The organism is Pseudomonas sp. 8O (assembly GCF_902506495.1).
In the GTDB taxonomy this organism is placed as follows: domain Bacteria; phylum Pseudomonadota; class Gammaproteobacteria; order Pseudomonadales; family Pseudomonadaceae; genus Aquipseudomonas; species Aquipseudomonas chaetocerotis.
Window position 1 is genome coordinate 1,249,202 of record NZ_LR733264.1, and the last position, 22,823, is coordinate 1,272,024.

General features: G+C 60.7%; 18 protein-coding genes and 3 tRNA genes. 15 read left to right on the forward strand and 6 right to left on the reverse strand.

All coding sequences use genetic code 11. The annotated features are described in order from the left end of the window. Positions 1-26 precede the first annotated feature (26 nt). Positions 27-1,862, reverse strand: a complete 1,836-nt coding sequence (locus GV002_RS08510) for a sigma-54-dependent Fis family transcriptional regulator (protein WP_160017901.1) — start codon at positions 1,860-1,862, stop codon at positions 27-29. Between the two features lie 259 nt (positions 1,863-2,121). Between GV002_RS08510 and GV002_RS08515 the strand changes: the two genes are divergently transcribed. From GV002_RS08515 to GV002_RS08540, 6 genes are read left to right on the forward strand one after another with little or no spacing between them, the layout of a single operon-like run. Then, positions 2,122-3,216 (forward strand): ABC transporter ATP-binding protein, encoded by a 1,095-nt coding sequence (locus GV002_RS08515; protein WP_160017902.1) that lies wholly within the window; start codon positions 2,122-2,124, stop codon positions 3,214-3,216. Next, a complete protein-coding gene (locus tag GV002_RS08520) occupies positions 3,216-4,313 on the forward strand; it encodes an ABC transporter ATP-binding protein (RefSeq protein WP_160017903.1) in 1,098 nt (365 codons plus the stop codon). The genes GV002_RS08515 and GV002_RS08520 overlap by 1 nt, the downstream gene beginning before the upstream one ends. Further along, on the forward strand, positions 4,310-5,173 hold the full coding sequence (locus GV002_RS08525) for a carbohydrate ABC transporter permease (RefSeq protein ID WP_160017904.1): 864 nt from the start codon (positions 4,310-4,312) through the stop codon (positions 5,171-5,173). Before GV002_RS08520 ends, GV002_RS08525 begins: the two co-directional genes overlap by 4 nt. A gap of 8 nt (positions 5,174-5,181) precedes the next feature. Beyond that, positions 5,182-5,982, forward strand: a complete 801-nt coding sequence (locus GV002_RS08530; RefSeq protein WP_160017905.1) for a carbohydrate ABC transporter permease — start codon at positions 5,182-5,184, stop codon at positions 5,980-5,982. Positions 5,983-5,994: 12 nt separating this feature from the next. Next, complete coding sequence (locus GV002_RS08535) at positions 5,995-6,267, forward strand: DUF2160 domain-containing protein (protein WP_160017906.1); 273 nt, start codon at positions 5,995-5,997, stop codon at positions 6,265-6,267. A gap of 51 nt (positions 6,268-6,318) precedes the next feature. Further along, entirely contained in the window at positions 6,319-8,061 is a 1,743-nt protein-coding gene (locus tag GV002_RS08540; RefSeq protein WP_160017907.1) for an ABC transporter substrate-binding protein, read from the forward strand. Positions 8,062-8,121: 60 nt separating this feature from the next. Here GV002_RS08540 and folD read toward each other — a convergent pair whose 3' ends face one another. Then, on the reverse strand, positions 8,122-8,976 hold the full coding sequence (gene folD / locus GV002_RS08545) for a bifunctional methylenetetrahydrofolate dehydrogenase/methenyltetrahydrofolate cyclohydrolase FolD (RefSeq protein ID WP_074678090.1): 855 nt from the start codon (positions 8,974-8,976) through the stop codon (positions 8,122-8,124). A 269-nt stretch (positions 8,977-9,245) separates the two neighbouring features. Here folD and GV002_RS08550 point away from each other — a divergent pair. From GV002_RS08550 to GV002_RS08590, 9 genes are all read left to right on the forward strand, one after another. After that, a tRNA-Arg gene (locus GV002_RS08550) sits at positions 9,246-9,322 on the forward strand. Between the two features lie 39 nt (positions 9,323-9,361). Further along, a tRNA-His gene (locus tag GV002_RS08555) sits at positions 9,362-9,437 on the forward strand. Positions 9,438-9,493: 56 nt separating this feature from the next. After that, positions 9,494-9,578 (forward strand) — tRNA-Leu (locus tag GV002_RS08560). A 128-nt stretch (positions 9,579-9,706) separates the two neighbouring features. Continuing rightward, entirely contained in the window at positions 9,707-11,017 is a 1,311-nt protein-coding gene (gene tig, locus GV002_RS08565; RefSeq protein WP_160017908.1) for a trigger factor, read from the forward strand. Positions 11,018-11,111: 94 nt separating this feature from the next. Next, positions 11,112-11,753 carry an ATP-dependent Clp endopeptidase proteolytic subunit ClpP gene (gene clpP, locus GV002_RS08570; RefSeq protein ID WP_160017909.1) on the forward strand — a complete coding sequence of 214 codons (642 nt, stop codon included), beginning with the start codon at positions 11,112-11,114 and terminating at the stop codon, positions 11,751-11,753. Positions 11,754-11,860: 107 nt separating this feature from the next. After that, positions 11,861-13,141: an ATP-dependent Clp protease ATP-binding subunit ClpX gene (gene clpX / locus GV002_RS08575; protein ID WP_160017910.1), complete on the forward strand. Its 1,281-nt coding sequence runs from the start codon at positions 11,861-11,863 to the stop codon at positions 13,139-13,141. Positions 13,142-13,290: 149 nt separating this feature from the next. Next, complete coding sequence (lon, locus tag GV002_RS08580) at positions 13,291-15,687, forward strand: endopeptidase La (RefSeq protein WP_160017911.1); 2,397 nt, start codon at positions 13,291-13,293, stop codon at positions 15,685-15,687. A gap of 135 nt (positions 15,688-15,822) precedes the next feature. Further along, the gene (gene hupB / locus GV002_RS08585) at positions 15,823-16,095 is read left to right on the forward strand and encodes a nucleoid-associated protein HU-beta (protein WP_003239952.1); all 273 of its coding nucleotides are present in this window, start codon (positions 15,823-15,825) and stop codon (positions 16,093-16,095) included. Between the two features lie 195 nt (positions 16,096-16,290). Further along, entirely contained in the window at positions 16,291-18,138 is a 1,848-nt protein-coding gene (locus GV002_RS08590; RefSeq protein ID WP_160017912.1) for a SurA N-terminal domain-containing protein, read from the forward strand. Between the two features lie 139 nt (positions 18,139-18,277). Here GV002_RS08590 and fabI read toward each other — a convergent pair whose 3' ends face one another. Genes fabI through GV002_RS08610 form a run of 4 tightly spaced genes read right to left on the reverse strand, consistent with a single transcriptional unit; the run spans position 18,278 to position 22,823 of the window. Beyond that, complete coding sequence (gene fabI, locus GV002_RS08595) at positions 18,278-19,072, reverse strand: enoyl-ACP reductase FabI (RefSeq protein ID WP_074678102.1); 795 nt, start codon at positions 19,070-19,072, stop codon at positions 18,278-18,280. A 28-nt stretch (positions 19,073-19,100) separates the two neighbouring features. Next, entirely contained in the window at positions 19,101-20,714 is a 1,614-nt protein-coding gene (locus tag GV002_RS08600) for an ABC transporter ATP-binding protein (RefSeq protein WP_160017913.1), read from the reverse strand. A 1-nt stretch (position 20,715) separates the two neighbouring features. After that, positions 20,716-21,735: an ABC transporter permease gene (locus tag GV002_RS08605; protein WP_092375695.1), complete on the reverse strand. Its 1,020-nt coding sequence runs from the start codon at positions 21,733-21,735 to the stop codon at positions 20,716-20,718. 2 nt (positions 21,736-21,737) lie between these two features. Further along, positions 21,738-22,823 (reverse strand): microcin C ABC transporter permease YejB, encoded by a 1,086-nt coding sequence (locus GV002_RS08610; protein ID WP_160017914.1) that lies wholly within the window; start codon positions 22,821-22,823, stop codon positions 21,738-21,740.

Consider the following 22,823-nt stretch of genomic DNA (forward strand, 5'->3'; position numbering starts at 1 on the left):
CTTGGGCTGATTTTTCGAACAAAGGTTCAGGGCCTGACGCCCTGTTCGCGCAGGCGCTTGTACAGGGTATTGCGGCTCAGGCCAAGGTGGCGGGCCAGGTAGGAGATATTACCGCCGCACGCCTGGTACTGGCTGGCCAGGTCGCTGGCGTCCGGCTCGGGATGCGCGTGCAGGGTCGTGTCCGTCGGCAGGTCGAGAAAGAAGTCGTCCGGCAGGTGTTCGGCGCGGACGAGTTGGTCGTCGGCCATGGCCAGCGCCACGCGCAGCACGCTGCTCAGCTGGCGCAGGTTACCTGGCCAGGGGTGGTGCTGAAACAGCTCCAGAACCTCGCGGCTGATGCCCGCGTGCTGGTGGGGTTCGCGGTGCTGCTCCCACAGTCGCTGGAACAGTGCCTGCTTGTCGCTGCGTTCGCGCAGCGGTGGCAACTCCAGGTTCAGGCCACTGATACGGTAGTACAGGTCGGCGCGGAACTGCCCGCTGTCGACGTCCTGGCGCAGCGGACGGTTGGTAGCGGAGACCAGGCGTACATCCACTGGATGCAGGTCGCTGCTGCCCAGTGGCTGCACGCAGCGTTCCTGCAGCACACGCAGCAAGCGGGCTTGCACGCGCAGCGGCATGTCGCCGATCTCGTCGAGAAACAGCGTGCCCTTGTGTGCCTTGCGGATCAGCCCGACATGGCCTTTCTGGCTGGCGCCGGTGAAGGCGCCTTTCTCGTAGCCGAACAGCTCCGACTCCACCAGCTCCGCTGGAATGGCGGCGCAGTTGACTGCGATGAACGGCTGACTGGCGCGCGAGCTGGCTTGGTGCAGCGCCTTGACGAAAACCTCCTTGCCGGCACCGGTTTCGCCCTGAATCAGGATCGGAATGTCCTTCTCCAGCAGGCGTTCGGCCTGGCGCACGGCCTTGTCCATCCGCGCATCGCCCGCGCTCAGCGCATGCAGTTGGGGCTCTTGCGGCGTGCTCTGCGCCGCTTGCGGGCGAAAGTCGCGAGGCTGGATGGGTACCGGCCGGGCAGGGCGACGTACCCGAGCATGGAAGCGAAAATGGCCGCTGGTGCGCAGGCTGAAGGGCTGGCCGTCCGGTTGGTTGAGCAACTGTTGCAGCGGCACGTCGAACAGCTGTTCTATGGCGCCGTAGGTCAGGGGTTGGCCAAGCAGGTTGTCGGCGCGGCGATTGGCGGACACCACGTGGCCCTGCTCGTCGAACACCACGAGGCCGGCCCAGGGGCTGTCGAGGTTGTCCAGGCTGGTGTTGAAGCTGAGCAGGTGGTACTGGTCGGCGAACAGCTTGAGGATCAGGCGGTTCTCCACCGACTGACTCATCATCTTGACCATGCCCAGGGTGTGCGCCGGCGGCAGGTAGCTGTCACTGGATACGTCGAGCACGGCGATCATGCGCCGTTGCTCGTCGAAGATCGGCGAGGCCGAGCCGGTCATGAAGCGGTTGGCCTTGAGGAAGTGTTCGTCGTGCTGGATGTGCACCGCCTGGCCGCAACTGAGCGCGGTGCCGATGGCGTTGGTGCCGGTGTAGCGCTCCAGCCAGCTGGCGCCGGCGACGAAGCCGGCGGCCTGGTGCGGTTCGATGAAGCGCTGGTCGCCCCAGGAATGCAGCAGCCGACCCTGGTCGTCGGCGAGCATGATCAGGCAGTTGGAATTGGCGAGGATGGTGCCGTAGTAGGGCAGCACTTCCTGGTGGGTGGTCTGCACCAAGGCCTGGCGGCTTTCCAGCAGGGCCGAAAGTTCGCCGGCAGGCGGTGGGTCGAAGCGCGGCGAGCTCTGATGGGTCAGGCCATAGTCACGACAGCGCGACCAGGACTCCTGGATGAGGGTGTCGTGCGCCGGCGCGCGGGCAGCTTCAGTCATACATGATCTCTTCTTGTTGGTTCGCGATCTGTGCCGCGATCAATCCAGTTTCGTTCAAGCCTGTTCAAAGTCAACGAACGAATTGTTCAGTTGTTCACATTCGACTGTTCAAAAATGTTCAGTGGAAAACTGGCGCGCCAATCGGCGCGAAGGGATTTTCTGATTTTTATCAAAGAGATATGTCTATTTTTTGGGTGCTGGCACGCTTGTCGCTATCGATGTTCGCAATCGAATGGCACGACAAGAAAAAGGACAGGCCATGTCGCTCAAGCTCGAACACGTCACCCGTATCGTCGACGGCCAGGTGCATATCGACGATGTCTGCCTGAGTTTCGAACCCGGCTCCTTCAACGTCCTGCTCGGCCGGACCCTGGCCGGCAAGACCAGCCTGATGCGGCTGATGGCCGGTCTGGATCGGCCCAGCAGCGGCCGTGTGCTGATGAACGGCGCCGATGTCGCTGGCGTGCCGGTGCGCCAGCGCAACGTGTCGATGGTCTATCAGCAATTCATCAACTACCCGACCCTGACGGTGTTCGAGAACATCGCCTCGCCGCTGCGCCAGGCCGGTGTGGGCAAGGAGCAGATCGTCGAGAAGGTCGAGGCCACCGCGCGCATGCTGCGTATCGAAAAACTGTTGTCGCGCTATCCGCTGGAGCTGTCCGGCGGCCAGCAGCAGCGCACGGCCATGGCCCGGGCGTTGGTCAAGGATGCCTCGCTGATCCTCTTTGACGAGCCGCTGGTCAACCTCGACTACAAACTGCGCGAGGAGCTGCGCCAGGAAATGCGCGAGCTGTTTCAGGCTCGCCACACCATCGCCATCTACGCCACTACCGAGCCCAACGAGGCGCTGGCCCTGGGCGGAACCACCACCATCCTGCACGAGGGCCGGGTGGTGCAGAGTGGCAAGACCGCCGAGGTCTATCACCGTCCGCAGCAGGTGCTGGCCGCCGAGCTGTTCTCGGAACCTGCGATCAACCTCATGCCCGGACGCATCAGCGGCTCCGAGGTGAGTTTCGCCGATTGCGTGCACTTTCCGCTCAATCCCGATCTGCGCGGCATCGCCGAGGGCGAGTACCGTTTCGGCGTGCGCCCCAGTCATATCGGCCTGGTGCCGTCCAACGACGATGACCTGGAGCTGGCGGTGACCGTGGAGCTGGCCGAGATCAGCGGCTCGGAAACCTTCCTTCACGTGCGCAACGAGCAGTTCGTGCTGGTGCTGCACCTTCCGGGCGTGCACGAGTATGCGGTGGATACGCCGATCCTGATCTACATCCCCACCCACAAACTCTTCGTTTTCGCCGCCGATGGGCAACTGGTGCAGGCGCCCAGTCGCCGTCAGGGGAGGGCCGCCTGATGGCCGAGATTCGCTTGCACAACCTCGCGCACAGCTACAGCGGCGTGCCTAAGGCGCCGGAAGACTACGCGATTCGCGAGATGAACCACGTCTGGCAGCAGGGTGGCGCATACGCGCTGCTGGGGCCGTCAGGCTGCGGCAAGTCCACATTGCTCAACATCATCTCCGGTCTGCTCAGCCCGTCCCAGGGCGAAGTGCAGTTCGACGGCAAGGCGGTCAACACGCTGTCGCCGCAGGAGCGCAACATCGCTCAGGTTTTCCAGTTTCCGGTGGTCTACGACACCATGACGGTGTTCGACAACCTGGCCTTCCCACTGCGCAACCAGGGCATGGACGAGGCGCGGGTGATGAGCAAGGTGCACGAGATCGCCGAGGTGCTGGAGCTGCATCCGCTGCTGCACAAGAAGGCGCGCAACCTCACCGCCGACGAGAAGCAGAAGGTCTCCATGGGCCGCGGGTTGGTGCGCGACGATGTGTCGGCGATTCTCTTCGATGAGCCGCTGACAGTGATCGACCCGCACCTGAAGTGGAAGCTGCGGCGCAAGCTCAAGCAGATTCACGAGCAGTTCAACATCACCATGGTCTACGTCACTCACGATCAGCTGGAAGCCTCCACCTTCGCCGACAAGATCGCGGTGATGTATGGCGGGCAGATCGTCCAGTTCGGCACGCCGCGCGAGCTGTTCGAGCGCCCCGGACACACCTTCGTCGGCTATTTCATCGGCAGCCCGGGCATGAACCTGATCGACGTGCAGCGCTGTGAGGGCGGGGTGCGTTTTGCCGATACCGTGCTGCCACTGGCTGACTCGCTCAACCAGCGGCTGTCTGAACTGGGCGGCAAGCGCCTGCAGGTGGGTATCCGTCCCGAGTTCGTGCACGTCTGGGACGGCGCCTATGAGGACGCGCTGTGTGGCCAGGTGCTGCACGTCGAGGATCTCGGCACCTACAAGATTCTCACCTTCGATCTCGACGGCCAAGTGCTCAAGGTGCGCCTGCAGGAAGATCAGCCGGTACCGCGTGAGCAGGTGTACCTGAGCTTCCCGGCGCAGTGGCTGATGCTCTATGCCGACGACTATCTGGTGGAGGTGAAGCCATGAAGGTGCAGAACAACAAGGCCTGGTGGCTGGTATTGCCGGTGTTCCTGCTGGTGGCGTTCAGTGCCATCGTGCCGATGATGACGGTGGTCAATTACTCGGTGCAGGACATCTTCGACCCTTCCACGCGCTACTTCGTCGGCGTCGATTGGTATCGCCAGGTATTGCAGGACCCGCGCCTGCACGACTCGCTGTTGCGCCAGTTCATTTTCTCCGCCTGCGTGCTGTTGATCCAGATTCCGCTGGGCATCGCCATTGCCTTGTGCATGCCGACGCGCGGGCGCTGGGCCTCGCTGTGCCTGATCCTGATGGCCATTCCGCTGCTGATACCGTGGAACGTGGTGGGCACCATCTGGCAGATCTTCGGCCGCGCCGATATCGGGCTGATGGGTTGGGCGTTGAATGCGCTGGGCATCAGCTACAACTATGCGTCCAACACCACGGATGCCTGGGTGACGGTGCTGATCATGGATGTCTGGCATTGGACGTCGCTGGTGGCGCTGCTGTGTTACTCGGGGCTGCGCGCCATTCCCGACGTCTACTACCAGGCCGCGCGCATCGACCGCGCGTCGAACTGGGCGGTGTTCCGCCATATCCAGCTGCCCAAGCTGAAAAGCGTGCTGCTGATCGCGGTGATGCTGCGCTTCATGGACAGCTTCATGATCTACACCGAGCCCTTCGTGCTCACCGGCGGCGGGCCGGGCAACGCTACCACCTTCCTCAGCCAGACCCTGACGCAAATGGCCATCGGTCAGTTCGACCTGGGCCCGGCGGCGGCGTTCTCGCTGGTGTACTTCCTGATCATCCTGCTGGTGTCCTGGCTTTTCTACACCGCCATGACTCACGACGACAAAAACCGCTGAGGCCGACCATGACGCTGCGCAAACGCCTGGTACTGCTGATCTATTTCCTGTTCCTGCTGGTACCGATCTACTGGCTGCTGAACATGTCCTTCAAGAGCAACACCGAGATTCTCGGTGGGCTCAGCCTGTGGCCGCAGAGTTTCACTCTGGACAATTACCGGGTGATCTTCACTGACCGCAGCTGGTACGAGGGTTACCTCAACTCGCTGTATTACGTCAGCCTCAACACCCTGATCTCGCTCAGCGTGGCGCTGCCGGCTGCTTATGCCTTCTCGCGTTACCGCTTTCTCGGCGACAAGCACCTGTTCTTCTGGCTGCTGACCAATCGCATGGCGCCGCCGGCGGTGTTCCTGCTGCCGTTCTTCCAGCTCTATTCGTCCATCGGCCTGTTCGACACCCATATCGCCGTGGCGTTGGCGCACTGTCTGTTCAACGTGCCGCTGGCGGTGTGGATCCTCGAAGGCTTCATGTCCAGCGTGCCCAAGGAAATCGACGAGACGGCCTATATCGACGGCTACAGCTTCCCGACATTCTTCGTGAAGATCTTCATCCCGCTGATCCGCTCTGGCATTGGCGTCACCGCCTTCTTCTGCTTCATGTTCTCCTGGGTCGAGTTGCTGCTGGCGCGCACTCTGACCTCGGTGGACGCCAAGCCCATCGCGGCGGTGATGACCCGTACCGTTTCCGCCTCGGGCATCGACTGGGGCGTGCTTGCCGCTGCCGGGGTGCTGACTATCCTGCCGGGGATGCTGGTGATCTGGTTCGTTCGCAACCATGTGGCCAAGGGCTTCGCCCTCGGTCGCGTGTAAGGGAGGTTCGTCATGAGCTGGATGGCCTGGACATTACCGACCGCGCTGTTCTTCGCCGGCATCGCCGTGCTGCTGGTTGGCATGACGCTGGTCGAGCTGCGCTGGCCGTGCGTCGAGCGCAAGGGTTTTCTGCCGATCACCACCACCCGTGGTGATCGGTTGTTCATCGGTCTGCTCGGCAGCGCCTACCTGCACTTGCTGGTAATCGGCGTGACCGACTGGAGCGTGTGGATAGCCTCGCTGCTATCGCTGTTGTGGTTATGCGCAGTCATGCGCTGGGGCTGAGCCGGGCTGCCGCCGGTATGCCTCTCCCCATATCCTGAGATGGAGGTCTCTATGTTCGACAATAACAACAAGACCCGACATAGCATGGCGTTGGCCGCCTTGCTGGCATTGTCCGGTTTGAGCGGTGCGGCCTGGGCGGATGCCTATGAAGAGGCCGCGAAGAAATGGATCAATGATGAGTTCAACCCCTCGACCCTGACGCCCGAACAGCAACTCGAAGAGTTGAAGTGGTTCATCAAGGCCGCCGAGCCGTTTCGCGGCATGGACATCAGCGTGGTGTCGGAAACCATCACCACCCACGAATACGAGTCCAAGGTGCTGGCCAAGGCGTTCAGCGAGATCACCGGGATCAAACTGCGCCATGACCTGCTGCAGGAAGGCGACGTTGTCGAGAAGCTGCAGACGCAGATGCAGTCGGACAAGAACATCTACGACGGCTGGGTCAACGATTCCGACCTGATCGGCACCCATGCGCGCTACGGCAAGGCCGTGGCGATCAGTGACATGATCGAGGGCGAGGCCAAGGACTTCACTTCACCGACCCTGGACCTTGAGGACTTCATCGGTACTTCCTTTACCACCGGGCCGGACGGCAAGCTGTATCAATTGCCCGACCAGCAATTCGCCAACCTCTACTGGTTCCGCGCGGACTGGTTCGAGCGCCCGGAACTCAAGGCCAGGTTCAAGGAAATCTACGGCTACGAGCTGGGCGTGCCGGTCAACTGGTCGGCTTACGAGGACATCGCCGAGTTCTTTTCGGTGCACGTCAAGGAAATCGACGGTCAGCGCGTCTATGGCCACATGGATTACGGCAAGAAAGACCCGTCGCTGGGCTGGCGCTTCACTGATGCCTGGTTCTCCATGGCCGGCGGCGGCGACAAGGGCCTGCCCAACGGCCTGCCAGTAGACGAGTGGGGTATTCGTGTCGACGGTTGCCGTCCGGTGGGCTCCAGCGTTGCCCGTGGCGGCGACACCAATGGCCCAGCGGCGGTGTTCGCCACGCAGAAATACGTTGATTGGATGCGCCAGTACGCACCGCCGGAAGCGCAGGGCATGACCTTCTCCGAGGCCGGGCCGGTGCCGGCGCAGGGTGCAATCGCCCAGCAGATCTTCTGGTACACCGCCTTCACTGCCGACATGACCAAGCCGGGCCTGCCGGTGGTCAACGAGGACGGCACGCCGAAGTGGCGCATGGCGCCGTCGCCCAAGGGACCGTACTGGGAGGAGGGCATGAAGCTCGGCTATCAGGACACCGGTTCCTGGACCTTCCTCAAGTCCACCCCGGAGAAACAGCGTCTGGCTGCCTGGCTCTACGCCCAGTTCGTCACCTCCAAGACTGTCTCGCTGAAAAAGACCCTGGTCGGCCTGACGCCGATTCGTGAATCGGACATCAATTCGCAGGCGATGACCGATGTGGCGCCCAAGCTCGGTGGTCTGGTGGAGTTCTACCGCAGCCCGGCACGCGTGCAATGGACGCCGACCGGTACCAACGTGCCGGATTATCCGCGTCTGGCTCAGCTGTGGTGGCAATTCATCGCCGAAGCGGCCAGCGGTGACAAGACGCCGCAACAGGCGCTCGATGGCCTGGCCGCGGCGCAGGACACCATGCTCGGTCGTCTGGAGCGCTCGGGTGTGCTGGGTGAGTGCGGGCCGAAACTGAACGAGCCGCGTGATCCGCAGTACTGGTTCGACCAGCCCGGTGCGCCGAAGCCCAAGCTGGCCAACGAGAAACCTAAAGGCGAAACCATCGCCTATGACGAGTTGCTCAAGTCCTGGGAACAATCGCGCAACTGATCTGCACGTCAGAAACGACAACGGCACCCTCGGGTGCCGTTGTTCGTTGTGCAGCGCTGCTTATTTATGCAGATGCTCGGCCGCGTGCAGGGTGTTTTCCAAGAGGCCGGCGCGGGTCATCGGGCCTACGCCGCCTGGAACCGGGGTGATCCAGCCGGCGCGGGGCAGGGCGGCATCAAAGGTCACGTCGCCGACCAGCTTGCCGTCTTCCTGGCGGTTGATGCCGACGTCGATGACGATGGCGCCTGGCTTGATCCACTCACCTTTTACCAGCCCAGGCTTGCCGGCTGCGACCACGACGATATCGGCCTGGCCGACGTGGCCAGCCAGATCCTTGGTGAAACGGTGGGTGACGGTCACGGTGCAACCGGCTAGCAGCAACTCCATGGCCATTGGTCGGCCGACGATATTGGAGGCGCCCACTACCACCGCATGCATGCCGTACAGATCGGCACCGGTGCTTTCCAGCAGGGTCATGATGCCCTTCGGTGTGCACGGGCGCAGCAGCGGCATGCGCTGGGCCAGGCGACCTATGTTGTAGGGATGGAAGCCGTCCACATCTTTATCCGGGCGAATGCGTTCGAGCAGCAGGGACGAGTCGAGATTCTCTGGCAGCGGCAGCTGTACCAGGATGCCGTCGATGGCCGGATCTTCGTTGAGTTCGTCGATCAGCGCGAGCAAGTCGGCCTGGCTGGTCTCTGCCGGCAGATCATAGGCGCGGGAAACAAAGCCGACCTCTTCGCAATCCTTGCGTTTATGTGACACATAGACCTGGGAGGCGGGATCGGTGCCGACCAGGATCACGGCCAGGCCTGGCGCACGAAGGCCTTGCTGGCGGCGTTCGGCGACACGTTGGGCAATCTGCTGGCGGAGGCTGGCGGCGATCGCCTTGCCGTCGATCAGTTGTGCGGTCATTGCGCTGGTTAACCATTAATAAGGATGAAAAAAGGACGCGCATTCTCGCATGGGCGCTCACTTGGGCAAAGGCGCCTGCCGTCGTTTTCGCGTAACTCCTTTAAATCGCTGAATTTTTTTGAAAATTTCTGTTGACGAGGTTGGGAGCCGTCTATAACATTCGCCCCGCTTCTCAGGAACAGCCACTCGCTGGGTGAGGCGGCAAGAGCCAAGCCCTAGTGGTGAGGTTGGAGCCAAAAGCTTGTAAGTCTGCGCTAGCGGATGGATAAGTGCCCGTAGCTCAGCTGGATAGAGCATCCGCCTTCTAAGCGGATGGTCGCAGGTTCGAGTCCTGCCGGGTGCGCCATTTGGCGGTCAGGCAAATCGAGTAAGCAAATGCAATATGGTGGGCGTAGCTCAGTTGGTAGAGCACAGGATTGTGGCTCCTGGTGTCGTGGGTTCGATTCCCATCGTCCACCCCATATTCCAAAGCGCCAGGCCAAAAGCCTGGCGTTTTTGTTTTAAGCTGCAAAGCCACGCGGACGTGGTGGAATTGGTAGACACACCAGATTTAGGTTCTGGCGCCGCAAGGTGTGAGAGTTCGAGTCTCTCCGTCCGCACCATCTTTATATAGCCCCTCCCGACTGCCGCCTGCTTCTAGGGTGACTTCTGCACATTGACCCTCTAGAATGCTTGGCCTTGATTCGGGGCCGGTTCGAGCCGGCTTATGTCTGTGCAACGAGGAATATCCATGCAAGTTTCTGTTGAAAGCACTTCTGCTCTTGAGCGCCGCATGACTGTCGGCGTACCCGTCGAGCGCATCGAGACCGAAGTCAACAAGCGTCTGCAGCAGACTGCCCGTCGTGCCAAGGTTCCTGGCTTCCGTCCTGGCAAGGTGCCGATGAGCGTGATCCGTCAGCGCTACGAAGATACCGCTCGTCAGGAAGCACTGGGCGATCTGATCCAGGCTACCTTCTATGAAGCCGTGGTCGAGCAGAAGCTGAACCCGGCCGGTGCTCCGGCTGTAGAGCCCAAGTCCTTCGAGAAGGGCAAGGATCTGGAATACGTCGCTACCTTCGAAGTATTCCCCGAGTTTCAGGTTTCCGGTTTCGAGTCCATCGCCATCGAGCGCCTGGAAGCCGATGTGGCTGACAGCGACGTCGACAACATGCTCGACATCCTGCGCAAGCAGAATACTCGTTTCGAAGCTGTTGAGCGCGCTGCCGAGAATGGCGACCAGCTGAACATCGATTTCGTCGGCAAGATCGACGGCGAAGCCTTCGCTGGCGGTAGCGCCAAGGGCACCCAGCTGGTGCTGGGCTCCGGCCGCATGATCCCGGGCTTCGAAGATGCCCTGGTTGGTGCCAAGGCTGGTGAAGAGCGCGTGATCAATCCGACCTTCCCCGAGGATTACCAGAACCTCGATCTGGCCGGCAAGACCGCCGAGTTCACCGTTACCGTGAACAGCGTTTCCGCCCCGCAACTGCCTGAGCTGAATGACGAGTTCTTCGCCCTGTTCGGTATCAAGGAAGGTGGTCTGGAAGGTTTCCGCGCCGAAGTTCGCAAGAACATGGAGCGCGAACTGCGTCAGGCCATCAAATCCAAGGTCAAGAACCAGGTAATGGACGGCCTGCTGGCTGCCAACCCGGTCGAAGTGCCGAAGGCGCTGATCGGCAACGAAGTGAATCGTCTGCGCGTGCAGGCCGTTCAGCAGTTCGGTGGCAACATCAAACCAGACCAGCTGCCGGCCGAACTGTTCGAAGAGCAAGCCAAGCGCCGTGTGGTACTGGGCCTGATCGTTGCCGAAGTGGTCAAGCAGTTCGAGCTCAAGCCTGACGAAGCCCGCGTACGCGAGCTGATCGAAGAGATGGCCTCGGCTTACCAGGAACCTGAGCAGGTCGTTGCCTGGTACTACAAGAATGACCAGCAGATGAACGAAGTGCGTTCGGTTGTACTGGAAGAGCAAGTTGTAGATACTGTTCTGCAGAAGGCCAACGTGACCGATAAAGCGGTTTCCTACGAAGACGCAGTCAAGCCGGCGGAAGCTCCTAAAGCCGACTGATCTGGTAACCTCGTTCGAGTACACCACCATAAGCCAGCCTCCGTGCTGGCTTATGTGTATTTGAGACATGACTATTAGGGAGTGAGCGCAAGACATGTCCCGCAATCCTTTTATGCAAAACATGCCTGAAATCCAGGCCGCTGGCGGCCTGGTGCCGATGGTCATCGAGCAATCCGCTCGTGGCGAGCGTGCCTATGACATTTATTCGCGTCTGCTCAAGGAGCGCGTGATCTTTCTGGTCGGCCCGGTCGAGGACTACATGGCCAACCTGATCTGCGCCCAGCTGCTGTTTCTGGAAGCAGAGAATCCGGACAAGGACATTCACCTGTACATCAACTCGCCGGGTGGCTCGGTGACTGCCGGCATGGCGATCTACGACACCATGCAGTTCATCAAGGCTGATGTGTCCACCACCTGCATCGGTCAGGCCTGCAGCATGGGTGCATTCCTGCTCGCTGGCGGTGCCAAGGGCAAGCGTTTCTGCCTGCCAAACTCGCGCGTGATGATTCACCAGCCGCTGGGCGGCTTCCAGGGGCAGGCCTCGGACATCGAGATCCATGCCAAGGAAATTCTCTTTATCCGTGAGCGCTTGAACGAGCTGCTGGCACACCACACCGGTCAGAGCCTGGAAGTCATCGAGCGCGATACCAACCGCGACAACTTCATGAGCGCTTCGCGCGCAGTGGAGTACGGTCTCGTCGATGCCGTACATGAAAAGCGTCAAATGCCGGTCTAGATAAGGCACTGGCCGCGGGCATCCTTCACTGGCGCGACTTGCGCCCTTGAAAATGCCCGCATTTGCCTTCATCTTGTGTTTCAAGCCTACCGTATTGGATTGATCGAATGACTGATACCCGTAACGGTGAGGACAACGGCAAACTGCTTTATTGCTCCTTCTGCGGCAAAAGCCAGCATGAAGTGCGCAAGTTGATCGCCGGTCCTTCCGTCTTCATCTGCGACGAATGCGTCGACCTGTGCAATGACATCATCCGCGAGGAGGTGCAGGAAGCACAGGCTGAGAGCAGCGCGCACAAACTTCCGGCGCCCAAGGAAATCAGCGGCATCCTCGATCAGTACGTGATCGGTCAGGAGCGCGCGAAGAAAGTGCTGTCGGTAGCTGTATACAACCACTACAAGCGTCTTAATCAGCGTGACAAGAAAGATGATGTCGAGCTGGGCAAGAGCAACATTCTACTGATCGGTCCGACCGGTTCGGGTAAGACGCTGCTGGCCGAAACGCTTGCACGCCTGCTCAATGTACCGTTCACCATCGCTGACGCCACCACCCTGACCGAAGCTGGTTATGTAGGTGAGGACGTCGAGAACATCATTCAGAAGCTGCTGCAGAAGTGCGATTACGATGTCGAGAAGGCCCAGATGGGCATCGTCTACATCGACGAAATCGACAAGATTTCGCGCAAGTCCGACAACCCGTCGATCACTCGTGATGTGTCGGGCGAGGGCGTGCAGCAGGCGCTGCTAAAGCTGATCGAGGGCACCGTGGCTTCGGTTCCGCCGCAAGGCGGGCGCAAGCATCCGCAGCAGGAATTTCTGCAGGTTGATACGCGTAACATCCTGTTCATCTGTGGCGGTGCGTTCGCCGGCCTGGAGAAAGTCATTCAGGCTCGCTCCACCCGAGGCGGTATCGGTTTCGGTGCAGAAGTGCGCAGCAAGCAGGAAGGCAAGAAAATCGGCGAATCTTTGCGTGAGGTCGAGCCGGACGATCTGGTCAAATTCGGTCTGATTCCCGAGTTCGTCGGTCGTCTGCCGGTGATCGCGACACTGGAGGAGCTGGATGAGGTTGCTCTGGTGCAGATTCTCACCGAGCCGAAGAACGCGCTGACCAAGCAATATGCCAAGCTGTTCGAGATGGAAGGCGTGGACCTGGAATTCCGTTCCGATGCGCTGAAATCCGTAGCGCAGAAGGCGCTGGAGCGCAAGACCGGTGCTCGTGGCCTGCGTTCGATTCTCGAGGGTATTCTGCTCGACACCATGTACGAGATCCCGTCCCAGCAGGACGTGAGCAAGGTGGTGATCGATGAGAGCGTCATCGAGGGTTCGTCAAAGCCGCTGCTGATCTACGAGAACAGCGAACCGCCGGCGAAGGCCGCGCCAGACGCCTGACAGCTGTTACACGATGCAAAGAAGGGGCCCCTCGGGCCCCTTCGCTTTTGTGGACATTGCGCTTGTTTTTTACGGGAGCTACCCCCATCTTAAAAGCCAAGGGTAATCCCGCCTGTTTACGGCCTCATGGCCGCCGCTGAGCCGAAATCATGAAGACAACCATCGAATTGCCTCTCCTGCCATTGCGCGATGTAGTGGTCTATCCGCACATGGTCATCCCGCTTTTCGTCGGGCGTGAGAAATCCATCGAGGCCCTCGAGGCCGCGATGACGGGCGACAAGCAGATTCTGCTGGTGGCCCAGAAGAACCCGGCCGTCGATGATCCGGATGATCAGGATCTGTATCGCGTTGGCACCGTTGCCACCGTCCTGCAGTTGCTCAAGCTGCCCGACGGCACCGTCAAGGTGCTGGTCGAAGGTGAGCAGCGCGGCTCGATCGAGCGTTTCATCGAGCTCGACGATCATTGCCGTGCCGAAGTGCAGCTGATCGAGGAGGGCGAAACGGCCGAGCGCGAATCGGAAGTCTTCACCCGCAGTCTGCTCAGCCAGTTCGAGCAGTACGTGCAACTGGGCAAGAAGGTTCCGGCAGAAGTCCTATCTTCGCTAAACAGCATCGATGAGCCCAGCCGCCTGGTCGACACCATGGCCGCGCACATGGCTCTGAAGATCGAGCAGAAGCAGGAAATCCTCGAAATCACCTCGCTGTCCGCTCGGGTCGAGCACGTACTGGCCCTGCTGGATGCCGAGATCGATCTGCTGCAGGTCGAGAAGCGTATTCGTGGCCGCGTGAAGAAGCAGATGGAGCGCAGCCAGCGCGAGTACTACCTGAATGAGCAGATGAAGGCCATTCAGAAAGAGCTGGGCGATATCGATGAAGGCCATAGCGAACTCGACGAACTGCGCAAGCGCATCGATAACGCGGGGCTGACCAAGGAAGCCTTGACCAAGGCCAATGCCGAGCTGAACAAGCTCAAGCAGATGTCGCCGATGTCCGCTGAAGCCACGGTGGTACGCTCTTACATCGATTGGCTGGTGAATGTGCCGTGGAAGGCCGAGAGCAAGGTTCGTCTGGATCTGGCGCGTGCCGAGACCATTCTCGATGCCGATCACTACGGTCTGGAGGAGGTCAAGGAGCGCATCCTCGAGTATCTCGCCGTGCAGAAGCGCGTGAAGAAGCTCAAGGGGCCGGTGCTGTGCCTGGTCGGCCCGCCCGGCGTGGGCAAGACCTCGCTGGCCGAGTCCATCGCCACTGCTACCAATCGCAAGTTCGTGCGCATGGCGCTCGGTGGCGTGCGTGACGAAGCCGAGATTCGTGGTCACCGCCGCACCTACATCGGCTCGATGCCGGGTCGTCTGATTCAGAAGATGACCAAGGTCGGCGTGCGCAACCCGCTGTTCCTGCTCGACGAGATCGACAAGATGGGTCAGGACATGCGCGGTGATCCTGCCTCGGCGCTGCTCGAAGTGCTCGACCCTGAGCAGAACCACAATTTCAACGATCACTATCTGGAGGTCGACTATGACCTGTCGGATGTGATGTTCCTCTGTACCGCCAACTCGATGAACATCCCCGGCCCGCTGCTGGATCGGATGGAGGTCATTCGCCTGCCGGGTTACACCGAGGACGAGAAGGTCAACATCGCCATCAAGTACCTGGCGCCCAAGCAGATACAGGCCAATGGCTTGAAGAAGGGCGAACTGGAACTGGATGAGTCGGCGATTCGCGACATCATTCGTTACTACACGCGTGAAGCTGGCGTGCGCAGTCTGGAGAGGCAAATCGCCAAGGTCTGCCGCAAAGTGGTCAAGGAGCATGTGCGCGAGAAACGTTTCCAGGTCACCGTCAGTGCCGATTCCCTGGAGCACTTCCTGGGTGTGCGCAAGCACCGCTACGGCCTCGCCGAGCAGCAGGATCAGATCGGTCAGGTGACTGGTTTGGCCTGGACGCAGGTAGGCGGCGAGCTGCTCACCATCGAGACGGCTGTGGTGCCAGGCAAGGGCAATCTGATCAAGACCGGTTCGCTGGGTGATGTCATGGCCGAGTCGATGACGGCGGCCATGACTGTGGTTCGCAGTCGCGCGAAAAGCCTGGGGATCCCGGCTGATTTCAACGAGAAGCGCGACGTTCACATCCATATGCCGGAAGGTGCTACGCCCAAGGACGGCCCGAGCGCGGGCATTGGTTTGTGCACGGCGCTGGTATCGGCATTGACCCAGATTCCGGTGCGGGCGGACGTGGCGATGACCGGAGAAATCACCCTGCGTGGCCAGGTACTGGCCATTGGTGGTCTCAAGGAAAAACTTCTGGCAGCTCATCGGGGTGGGATCAAGACGGTGATCATTCCCGAGGAAAATGTGCGTGATCTGAAGGAAATTCCGGAAAATATTAAGCAAGACCTGCAGATTAAACCGGTTAAATGGATTGACGAGGTCCTGCAAATTGCGCTGCAATACGCCCCGGAGCCCTTGCCCGATGCGGCTCCGGAGATGGTTGCAACGGATGACAAGCGCGAGTCTGATTCCAAGGAGCGAATTAGCACGCATTAGCCGGGGGGCTTCCTTGACACAATTTTTGAGCCCTTGTTATAAAGCGGCTTTTATTGTGTCGGCAGGCCATCCAGCACCCGCTTTGCTTACACTAAAAATCAAGAAACAAACTCAACAGAAATAAGGGGACTTAGAGTGAACAAGTCGGAACTGATCGATGCCATCGCTGCATCTGCTGATATCCCGAAAGCTGTTGCTGGCCGCGCGCTGGATGCAGTGATTGAATCCGTCACTGGCGCTCTGAAGGCTGGTGACTCCGTTGTGCTGGTTGGCTTCGGTACCTTCGCTGTCAAAGAGCGCGCTGCTCGCACTGGTCGCAACCCGCAGACCGGCAAGCCGATCAGCATCGCTGCTGCCAAGATCCCAGGCTTCAAAGCTGGCAAGGCTCTGAAAGACGCCGTCAACTAAGCGTCTTCTGGGTTTGCCTCGCCGTCCAGGCTCTGCCTGGTGGCTGTTAAGGGGCGGCGCAGATAGTCCTAGACTCTTCTGCTCTGACCGCTTGACGCGTTACGAGAAGGCGCATCCAAGGATGCGCCTTTCTTCTATCTGGACATTACCCACACTGCGCGGCTGGTGACTCTGTACAGTCGTTCTGGGGGAAGCATGCTGCAAAACATCAGGGACAATTCACGCGGTTGGATTGCCAAAATCATCATCGGCCTCATTGTGATGCTGATGGCGTTTACCGGTTTCGAAGCCATCGTCACGGGGACCAGCAATCGTAACAATGCGGCCGACGTGAACGGTGACACCATTACCCTCAACGAGCTCAACCAGGCCGTTGAAATGCAGCGTCGTCAACTGCTGCAGCAACTGGGTCGCGATTTTGATGCCTCGTTGCTCGATGACAACCTGCTGCGTGAGGCTTCGCTCAAGGGCTTGATCGAGCGCAGGCTGCTGCTGCAAGCAGCCGATGACGCTAATTTTGCTTTCTCGCAAGAATCGCTGGACCAGGTGATTCTGCAAACTCCCGAATTTCAGGTAGATGGCCGCTTCGATGCTGCGCGCTTCGATCAGGTCATTCGCCAGATGGGTTACACCCGTCTGCAGTTCCGCCAGATGCTGGAAGAGGAAATGCTGATCGGGCAACTGCGTGCCGGTCTCGGTGCCAGTAGCTTCGTCACCGAGCAGGAGGCGCGTGCCTTCGCCAATCTCGAGCGCCAGACCCGCGACTTCGCCAGCCTCACCATCAAGGCCGATAGTGCAGCGATCGAGTTGAGCGATAGCGACGTCAACGCCTATTACGACGAGCACGCCAGCGAGTTCATGAGCCCTGAGCAGGTTGTGCTGGAGTACGTCGAGCTGGAGAAGGAGAGCTTCTTCGATCAGGTCGAAGTCAGTGATGACGACCTGCAGCCGCTGTATGAGAGCGAGATCGCCAACCTGGCTGAGCAGCGTCAGGCTGCGCACATCCTTATCGAGGGCGATGACCAGGCCGCGCGTACCAAGATCGAAGAGATCAAGGCGCGTGTGGACGCTGGCGAAGACTTTGCTGCCCTGGCCAAGGAGTTCTCGCAGGACCCGGGTTCGGCTGCCGATGGTGGTGATCTGGGTTACGCCGGCCCTGGCGTTTACGATCCGGCCTTCGAGGAGGCGCTCTATGCCCTGCAGCAGGGGCAGGTTTCCGAACCGGTACAGAGCGAATTCGGCTGGCATCTGATCAAGCTGCTGGGTGTCCAGGCTCCAGAAGTGCCAAGCTTCGACAGTCTCAAGGACAAGCTGGCGCGTGACTTCAAGGCGCAGCAGGTCGAGCAGCGCTTCGTCGAGGTGACCAAGCAGCTGGAAGACGCTGCATTCGAAGCATCGGATCTGGCTCAGCCGGCCCAGGAGCTGGGGCTTGAGGTCAAGACCAGCGAAGCCTTCGGTCGTGAAGGTGGTGCGACTGGCATTACTGCCAACCGTCAGGTGCTGCAGGCTGCATTCAGTCCTGAAGTTCTGGAAGATGGCACCAACAGCTCGACCATCGAGCTGGACCCGAGCACCGTGGTCGTCGTGCGCGTCAAGGAACACAAAAAGCCCGAGCAGCTGCCCCTGGAGCAGGTCGCTGAAAGCATTCGTGCCCATTTGCAGCAGGAGCGTGCCAGTGCCGCGGCCAAGGCCGAGGGTGAGAAGCTACTGGCTGCTGCCCAGACTGGTGAGCAGGTTGCTGCTGATTGGCAGGTCCAGGAGGCGGCCACTCGCAGCCAGGATGGCGTCGAGCCTAAAGTGCTTCAGACGTTGTTCCGCATGCCCAAGCCAGCCAAGGCGGGTGAGCCGACCTTCGCCGGTGTGACGTTGGGCAATGGCGACTACGTCGTGCTGCGCCTCGATGGTGTGAATGTGCCGGAAGAAGCGCTGGCTGACGAAGAAATCGCCATGTACCGCAACTTCCTGGCGTCGCGAGCTGGTCAGCAGGACTTCGCCGCACTGCGCAAGCAGCTGGAAGCCAATGCTGATGTCGAGCGCTTCTAAGTAAAGGCGCTCAGGTGCCTCCTACGGAGGCTTGAGCAGGCAATAAAAAACCCGCACGTCGTGCGGGTTTTTTATTGCCTGACAAGACGCCACTGGCGGCATCGAGTCGCGCCCGGCGTAGGGGCCGGGCGCTAACCTGTCAGTCTTCCATGGCGCCCATGGCGGTGGTGTTGAAGCCACCGTCGACGTACATGATCTCGCCGCTGATGCCCGAAGCCAGGTCGGAGCAGAGGAAAGCGCCGGCATTGCCGACTTCCTCGATGGTGACGTTGCGGCGCAGCGGAGTCTGCTTCTCGTTGGCGGCCAGCATCTTGCGGAAGCTGGCGATGCCGCTGGCAGCCAGGGTGCGGATCGGGCCGGCAGAGATGGCGTTGACGCGGGTGCCTTCCGGACCGAGGCTGCCGGCCAGGTAGCGTACGCCGGCCTCCAGGCTGGCCTTGGCCATGCCCATGACGTTGTAGTTGGGCATGGTGCGCTCGGCGCCCAGGTAGGAGAGGGTGAGGAGGCTGCCGTTGCGGCCTTTCATCATCTCGCGACCCGCTTTGGCCAGGGCAACGAAGCTGTAGGCGCTGATGTCATGAGCAATCTTGAAGCCTTCGCGGGTGGTGACGTCGGTGAAGTCGCCGTTGAGCTGATCGCCGGGAGCGAAGCCGACCGAGTGGACGATGCAGTCCAGGCCATCCCATTTCTTGCTCAGCGCTTCGAACACCGAAGCGATTTCCTCGTCGCTGGCCACATCGCAAGGGAAGCACAGGTCGGCGCTGGAGCCCCAGCCGGCAGCGAAGTCTTCTACGCGGCCCTTGAGCTTCTCGTTCTGGTAGGTGAAGGCCAGCTCGGCACCTTCGCGGTGCATGGCGGCGGCGATGCCCGAGGCGATGGACAGTTTGCTGGCAACGCCAACGATGAGTACGCGCTTACCGGTTAGAAAACCCATTGTGCTATTCCTCTTCCTGTTTCAAGGATCAGTGAGCCGTTGCCGGGGCCAGAAAAGCGGCTTCCAGCAATTGCTGCGTATAAGGGTGTTGCGGTGCACTGAAGATCGACTCGGCAGACCCTTGTTCGACCACCAGGCCCTGCTTGACCACCATCAACTGGTGGCTCAGCGCTCTGACTACCGCCAGGTCATGGCTGATAAACAGATAGGTCAGGTTGTACTTGGCCTGCAAGCCGCGCAACAACTCCACCACCTGACGCTGCACCGTGCGGTCGAGCGCTGAAGTGGGCTCGTCGAGCAGGATTAGCGCCGGTTTCAACACCAGTGCCCGGGCAATGGCAATCCGCTGCCGTTGCCCGCCAGAAAACTCGTGGGGGTAGCGATGCCGCGTCTGCGGGTCCAGCCCTACCTCCAAAAGCGCGTCGATGATGGCTTGTTCCTGCTCCGCCTCGTTGCCCATACCGTGAATGCGCAGACCCTCACCGACGATCTGGCTCACCGACATGCGTGGGCTCAGGCTGCCGAAGGGGTCCTGAAACACCACCTGCATCTGCCTGCGCAGCGGGCGTACTTCCTGTTGGCTCAGGCCCTGCAACTGCTGACCCTGGAAGCGGATGTCACCGCGACTGGCGAGCAGCCGCAGAATCGCCATGCCCAGTGTGGATTTGCCGGAACCACTTTCACCGACGATGCCCAGGGTCTGGCCCTGGGGCAGGCTGAAGTTGATGCCGTCCACCGCTTTGACATGATCTACCGTCCGGCGCAGCAGGCCCTTTTTGATCGGGAACCACACACGCAGGTCGTCCACTTCCAGCAACGGCTGGCCCACGGGGTTGGCCGCAGGGTCACCGCTGGGCTCGGCGCCGAGCAGTTCCTGGGTGTAGGGATGCTGCGGAGCCTGGAACAATTCTTCACACGACGCCTGTTCGACGATGCAACCGCGCTGCATGACACATACGCGGTGGGCAATTCTGCGAACCAGGTTGAGGTCGTGGCTGATCAGCAGTAGCGACATGCCCAGGCGCGCCTGCAGATCCTTGAGCAACTCGAGGATCTTCAACTGTACGGTGACATCCAGGGCGGTGGTCGGCTCGTCGGCGATCAGCAGCTGAGGTTCATTGGCCAGGGCCATGGCGATCATCACGCGCTGCCGTTGGCCGCCGGAGAGTTCGTGCGGGTAGGCCTTCAGGCGCTTCTTCGGTTCCGGGATGCCGACCAGCTCCAGCAGTTCCAGGGTGCGCGCGCTGGCGGCCTTGCCGCGCAGGCCCTTGTGCAGGCCAAGCACCTCGTTGATCTGCTTTTCGATGCAGTGCAGCGGGTTTAGCGAGGTCATCGGCTCCTGAAAGACCATGGCGATGCGGTTGCCGCGAATGCCGCGCAGGCGGCCTTCGCTGAGCTTGAGCAGGTCTTCACCGGCGTACTCGATGCTGCCGTGTGGATGGCGCGCGAGCGGGTAGGGCAGCAGGCGAAGGATCGAGTGCGCGGTGACCGACTTGCCCGAGCCACTTTCACCGACCAGGGCCAGGGTCTCGCCTTTATGAATGTCGAAGCTGACGTTCTCGACCACGCGCTGGCACTGCTCACCCGTGACGAACTCGACGGCCAGGTCGCGTACTTGCAGCAGGGTTTCGTTCTGGCTCATGTCATTTCCTCGGGTCGAAGGCATCGCGGGCGGCTTCACCGATGAATACCAGCAGGCTCAGCATGATCGCCAATACGGCGAAGGCGCTGATACCCAGCCAGGGTGCCTGCAGGTTGCTCTTGCCCTGAGCGACCAGTTCACCCAGCGATGGCGCGCCAGGGGGCAGGCCGAAGCCGAGGAAGTCCAGAGCCGTCAGGGTGCCAATCGCGCCAGTGAGAATGAAGGGCATGAACGTCATGGTCGAGACCATGGCGTTGGGCAGGATATGGCGGAACATGATGGCGCCGTTCTCCATGCCCAGCGCCCGCGCCGCGCGCACGTACTCGAGATTGCGCCCGCGTAGGAACTCGGCGCGCACCACGTCGACCAGGCTCATCCAGGAGAACAGCAGCATGATGCCCAGCAACCACCAGAAATTGGGCTGCACGAAGCTGGCCAGGATGATCAGCAGATAGAGCACCGGCAGACCTGACCAGATTTCCAGAAAGCGTTGACCGATCAGGTCGACCCAGCCGCCATAGAAGCCCTGCAGCGCGCCGGCGATCACACCGATCACCGAGCTGGCCAGGGTCAGGATCAGGGCGAACAGCACCGAGATGCGAAAGCCGTAGATCACTCGTGCCAGTACGTCACGGCCCTGATCGTCGGTGCCCAGCCAGTTCTGCGCCGAGGGCGGTGCAGGTGCCGGTACTTCCAGGTCGTAGTTGATGCTCGAATAGCTGAATGGAATGGGCGGCCAGATCATCCAGCCGTCCTTTTCCGCGATCAGGTCCTGAATGTAGGGGCTCTTGTAGTTGGCCTGCAGCGGGAATTCGCCGCCGAACACGGTTTCCGGGTAGCGCTTGAGCACCGGAAAATACCACTGCCCGTCGTAGCGCACGGCCAGCGGCTTGTCGTTGGCGATCAGTTCGGCACCGAGGCTCAGGCCAAACAGGATGAGAAACAGCCACAGCGACCACCAGCCGCGCTTGTGCGCCTTGAAACGGTCGAAGCGGCGTCGATTGAGAGGGGAGAGTTTCATGTTCAACCCTCCCGGCTTTCGAAGTCGATACGCGGATCGACCAGGGTGTAGGTGATGTCACCGATCAGTTTCACGATCAGCCCCAGCAAGGTGAAGATGAACAGGGTGCCGAACACCACTGGATAGTCGCGGTTGATCGCCGCTTCGAAGCTCATCAGGCCCAGGCCGTCGAGGGAGAAGATCACCTCGATCAGCAGGGAGCCGGTGAAGAATATGCCGATGAAGGCGGCGGGGAAGCCGGCGATGATCAGCAGCATGGCGTTACGGAATACGTGACCGTAGAGCACGCGATGGTTGGTCAGACCCTTGGCGCGGGCGGTCACCACGTACTGTTTGTTGATCTCGTCGAGAAAGCTGTTCTTGGTCAGCAAGGTCAGGGTGGCGAAGTTACCGATGACCAGGGCCGTAACCGGCAGCACCAGGTGCCAGAGGTAGTCGAGAATTTTGCCGCTGAGGCTGAGTTGCTCGAAGTTGTTCGAGGTCAGACCGCGTAGCGGGAACCAGTCCCAGTAGCTGCCGCCGGCAAACAGCACGATCAGCAGGATGGCGAAGAGGAACGCCGGGATGGCATAGCCGACGATGATCGCCGAACTGGTCCAGACGTCGAAGGCGCTGCCGTGGCGGGTGGCCTTGGCGATCCCCAGGGGGATGGAGACCAGATACATGATCAGGGTGCTCCATAGACCGAGCGAGATCGACACCGGCATCTTCTCGATGATCAGGTCGATGACCTGGGCGTCGCGAAAGAAGCTGGAGCCGAAATCCAGCTGGGCGTAATTCTTCAGCATGATCCAGAAACGTTCTGGCGCCGGCTTGTCGAAGCCGTACATCTTTTCGATCTCGGCGATCAGCTGCGGATCGAGGCCCTGGGCGCCGCGATAGTTGGAGCCGGCCACCGACACTTCGGCGCCGCCACCGCCGATGCGCCCGGTGGCGCCGCCAGCGGCCGCATCGAAACCCTCCAGCTTGGCGATCATCTGTTCGACCGGGCCGCCGGGCGCGGCCTGGATGATGATGAAGTTGATGACCAGAATGCCGAACAGGGTCGGGATAATCAGCAGCAGACGGCGAAAGATATAGGCCAGCAT

What these genes read in the sequence shown, in the direction of transcription:
- GV002_RS08510 (WP_160017901.1), bottom strand. Translation starts at nt 1,862, where the DNA reads ATGACTGAAGCTGCCCGCGCGCCGGCGCACGACACCCTCATCCAGGAG.
- GV002_RS08515 (WP_160017902.1), top strand. Translation starts at nt 2,122, where the DNA reads ATGTCGCTCAAGCTCGAACACGTCACCCGTATCGTCGACGGCCAGGTG.
- GV002_RS08520 (WP_160017903.1), top strand. Translation starts at nt 3,216, where the DNA reads ATGGCCGAGATTCGCTTGCACAACCTCGCGCACAGCTACAGCGGCGTG.
- GV002_RS08525 (WP_160017904.1), top strand. Translation starts at nt 4,310, where the DNA reads ATGAAGGTGCAGAACAACAAGGCCTGGTGGCTGGTATTGCCGGTGTTC.
- GV002_RS08530 (WP_160017905.1), top strand. Translation starts at nt 5,182, where the DNA reads ATGACGCTGCGCAAACGCCTGGTACTGCTGATCTATTTCCTGTTCCTG.
- GV002_RS08535 (WP_160017906.1), top strand. Translation starts at nt 5,995, where the DNA reads ATGAGCTGGATGGCCTGGACATTACCGACCGCGCTGTTCTTCGCCGGC.
- GV002_RS08540 (WP_160017907.1), top strand. Translation starts at nt 6,319, where the DNA reads ATGTTCGACAATAACAACAAGACCCGACATAGCATGGCGTTGGCCGCC.
- folD (WP_074678090.1), bottom strand. Translation starts at nt 8,976, where the DNA reads ATGACCGCACAACTGATCGACGGCAAGGCGATCGCCGCCAGCCTCCGC.
- tig (WP_160017908.1), top strand. Translation starts at nt 9,707, where the DNA reads ATGCAAGTTTCTGTTGAAAGCACTTCTGCTCTTGAGCGCCGCATGACT.
- clpP (WP_160017909.1), top strand. Translation starts at nt 11,112, where the DNA reads ATGTCCCGCAATCCTTTTATGCAAAACATGCCTGAAATCCAGGCCGCT.
- clpX (WP_160017910.1), top strand. Translation starts at nt 11,861, where the DNA reads ATGACTGATACCCGTAACGGTGAGGACAACGGCAAACTGCTTTATTGC.
- lon (WP_160017911.1), top strand. Translation starts at nt 13,291, where the DNA reads ATGAAGACAACCATCGAATTGCCTCTCCTGCCATTGCGCGATGTAGTG.
- GV002_RS08590 (WP_160017912.1), top strand. Translation starts at nt 16,291, where the DNA reads ATGCTGCAAAACATCAGGGACAATTCACGCGGTTGGATTGCCAAAATC.
- fabI (WP_074678102.1), bottom strand. Translation starts at nt 19,072, where the DNA reads ATGGGTTTTCTAACCGGTAAGCGCGTACTCATCGTTGGCGTTGCCAGC.
- GV002_RS08600 (WP_160017913.1), bottom strand. Translation starts at nt 20,714, where the DNA reads ATGAGCCAGAACGAAACCCTGCTGCAAGTACGCGACCTGGCCGTCGAG.
- GV002_RS08605 (WP_092375695.1), bottom strand. Translation starts at nt 21,735, where the DNA reads ATGAAACTCTCCCCTCTCAATCGACGCCGCTTCGACCGTTTCAAGGCG.
- GV002_RS08610 (WP_160017914.1), bottom strand. Translation starts at nt 22,823, where the DNA reads ATGCTGGCCTATATCTTTCGCCGTCTGCTGCTGATTATCCCGACCCTG.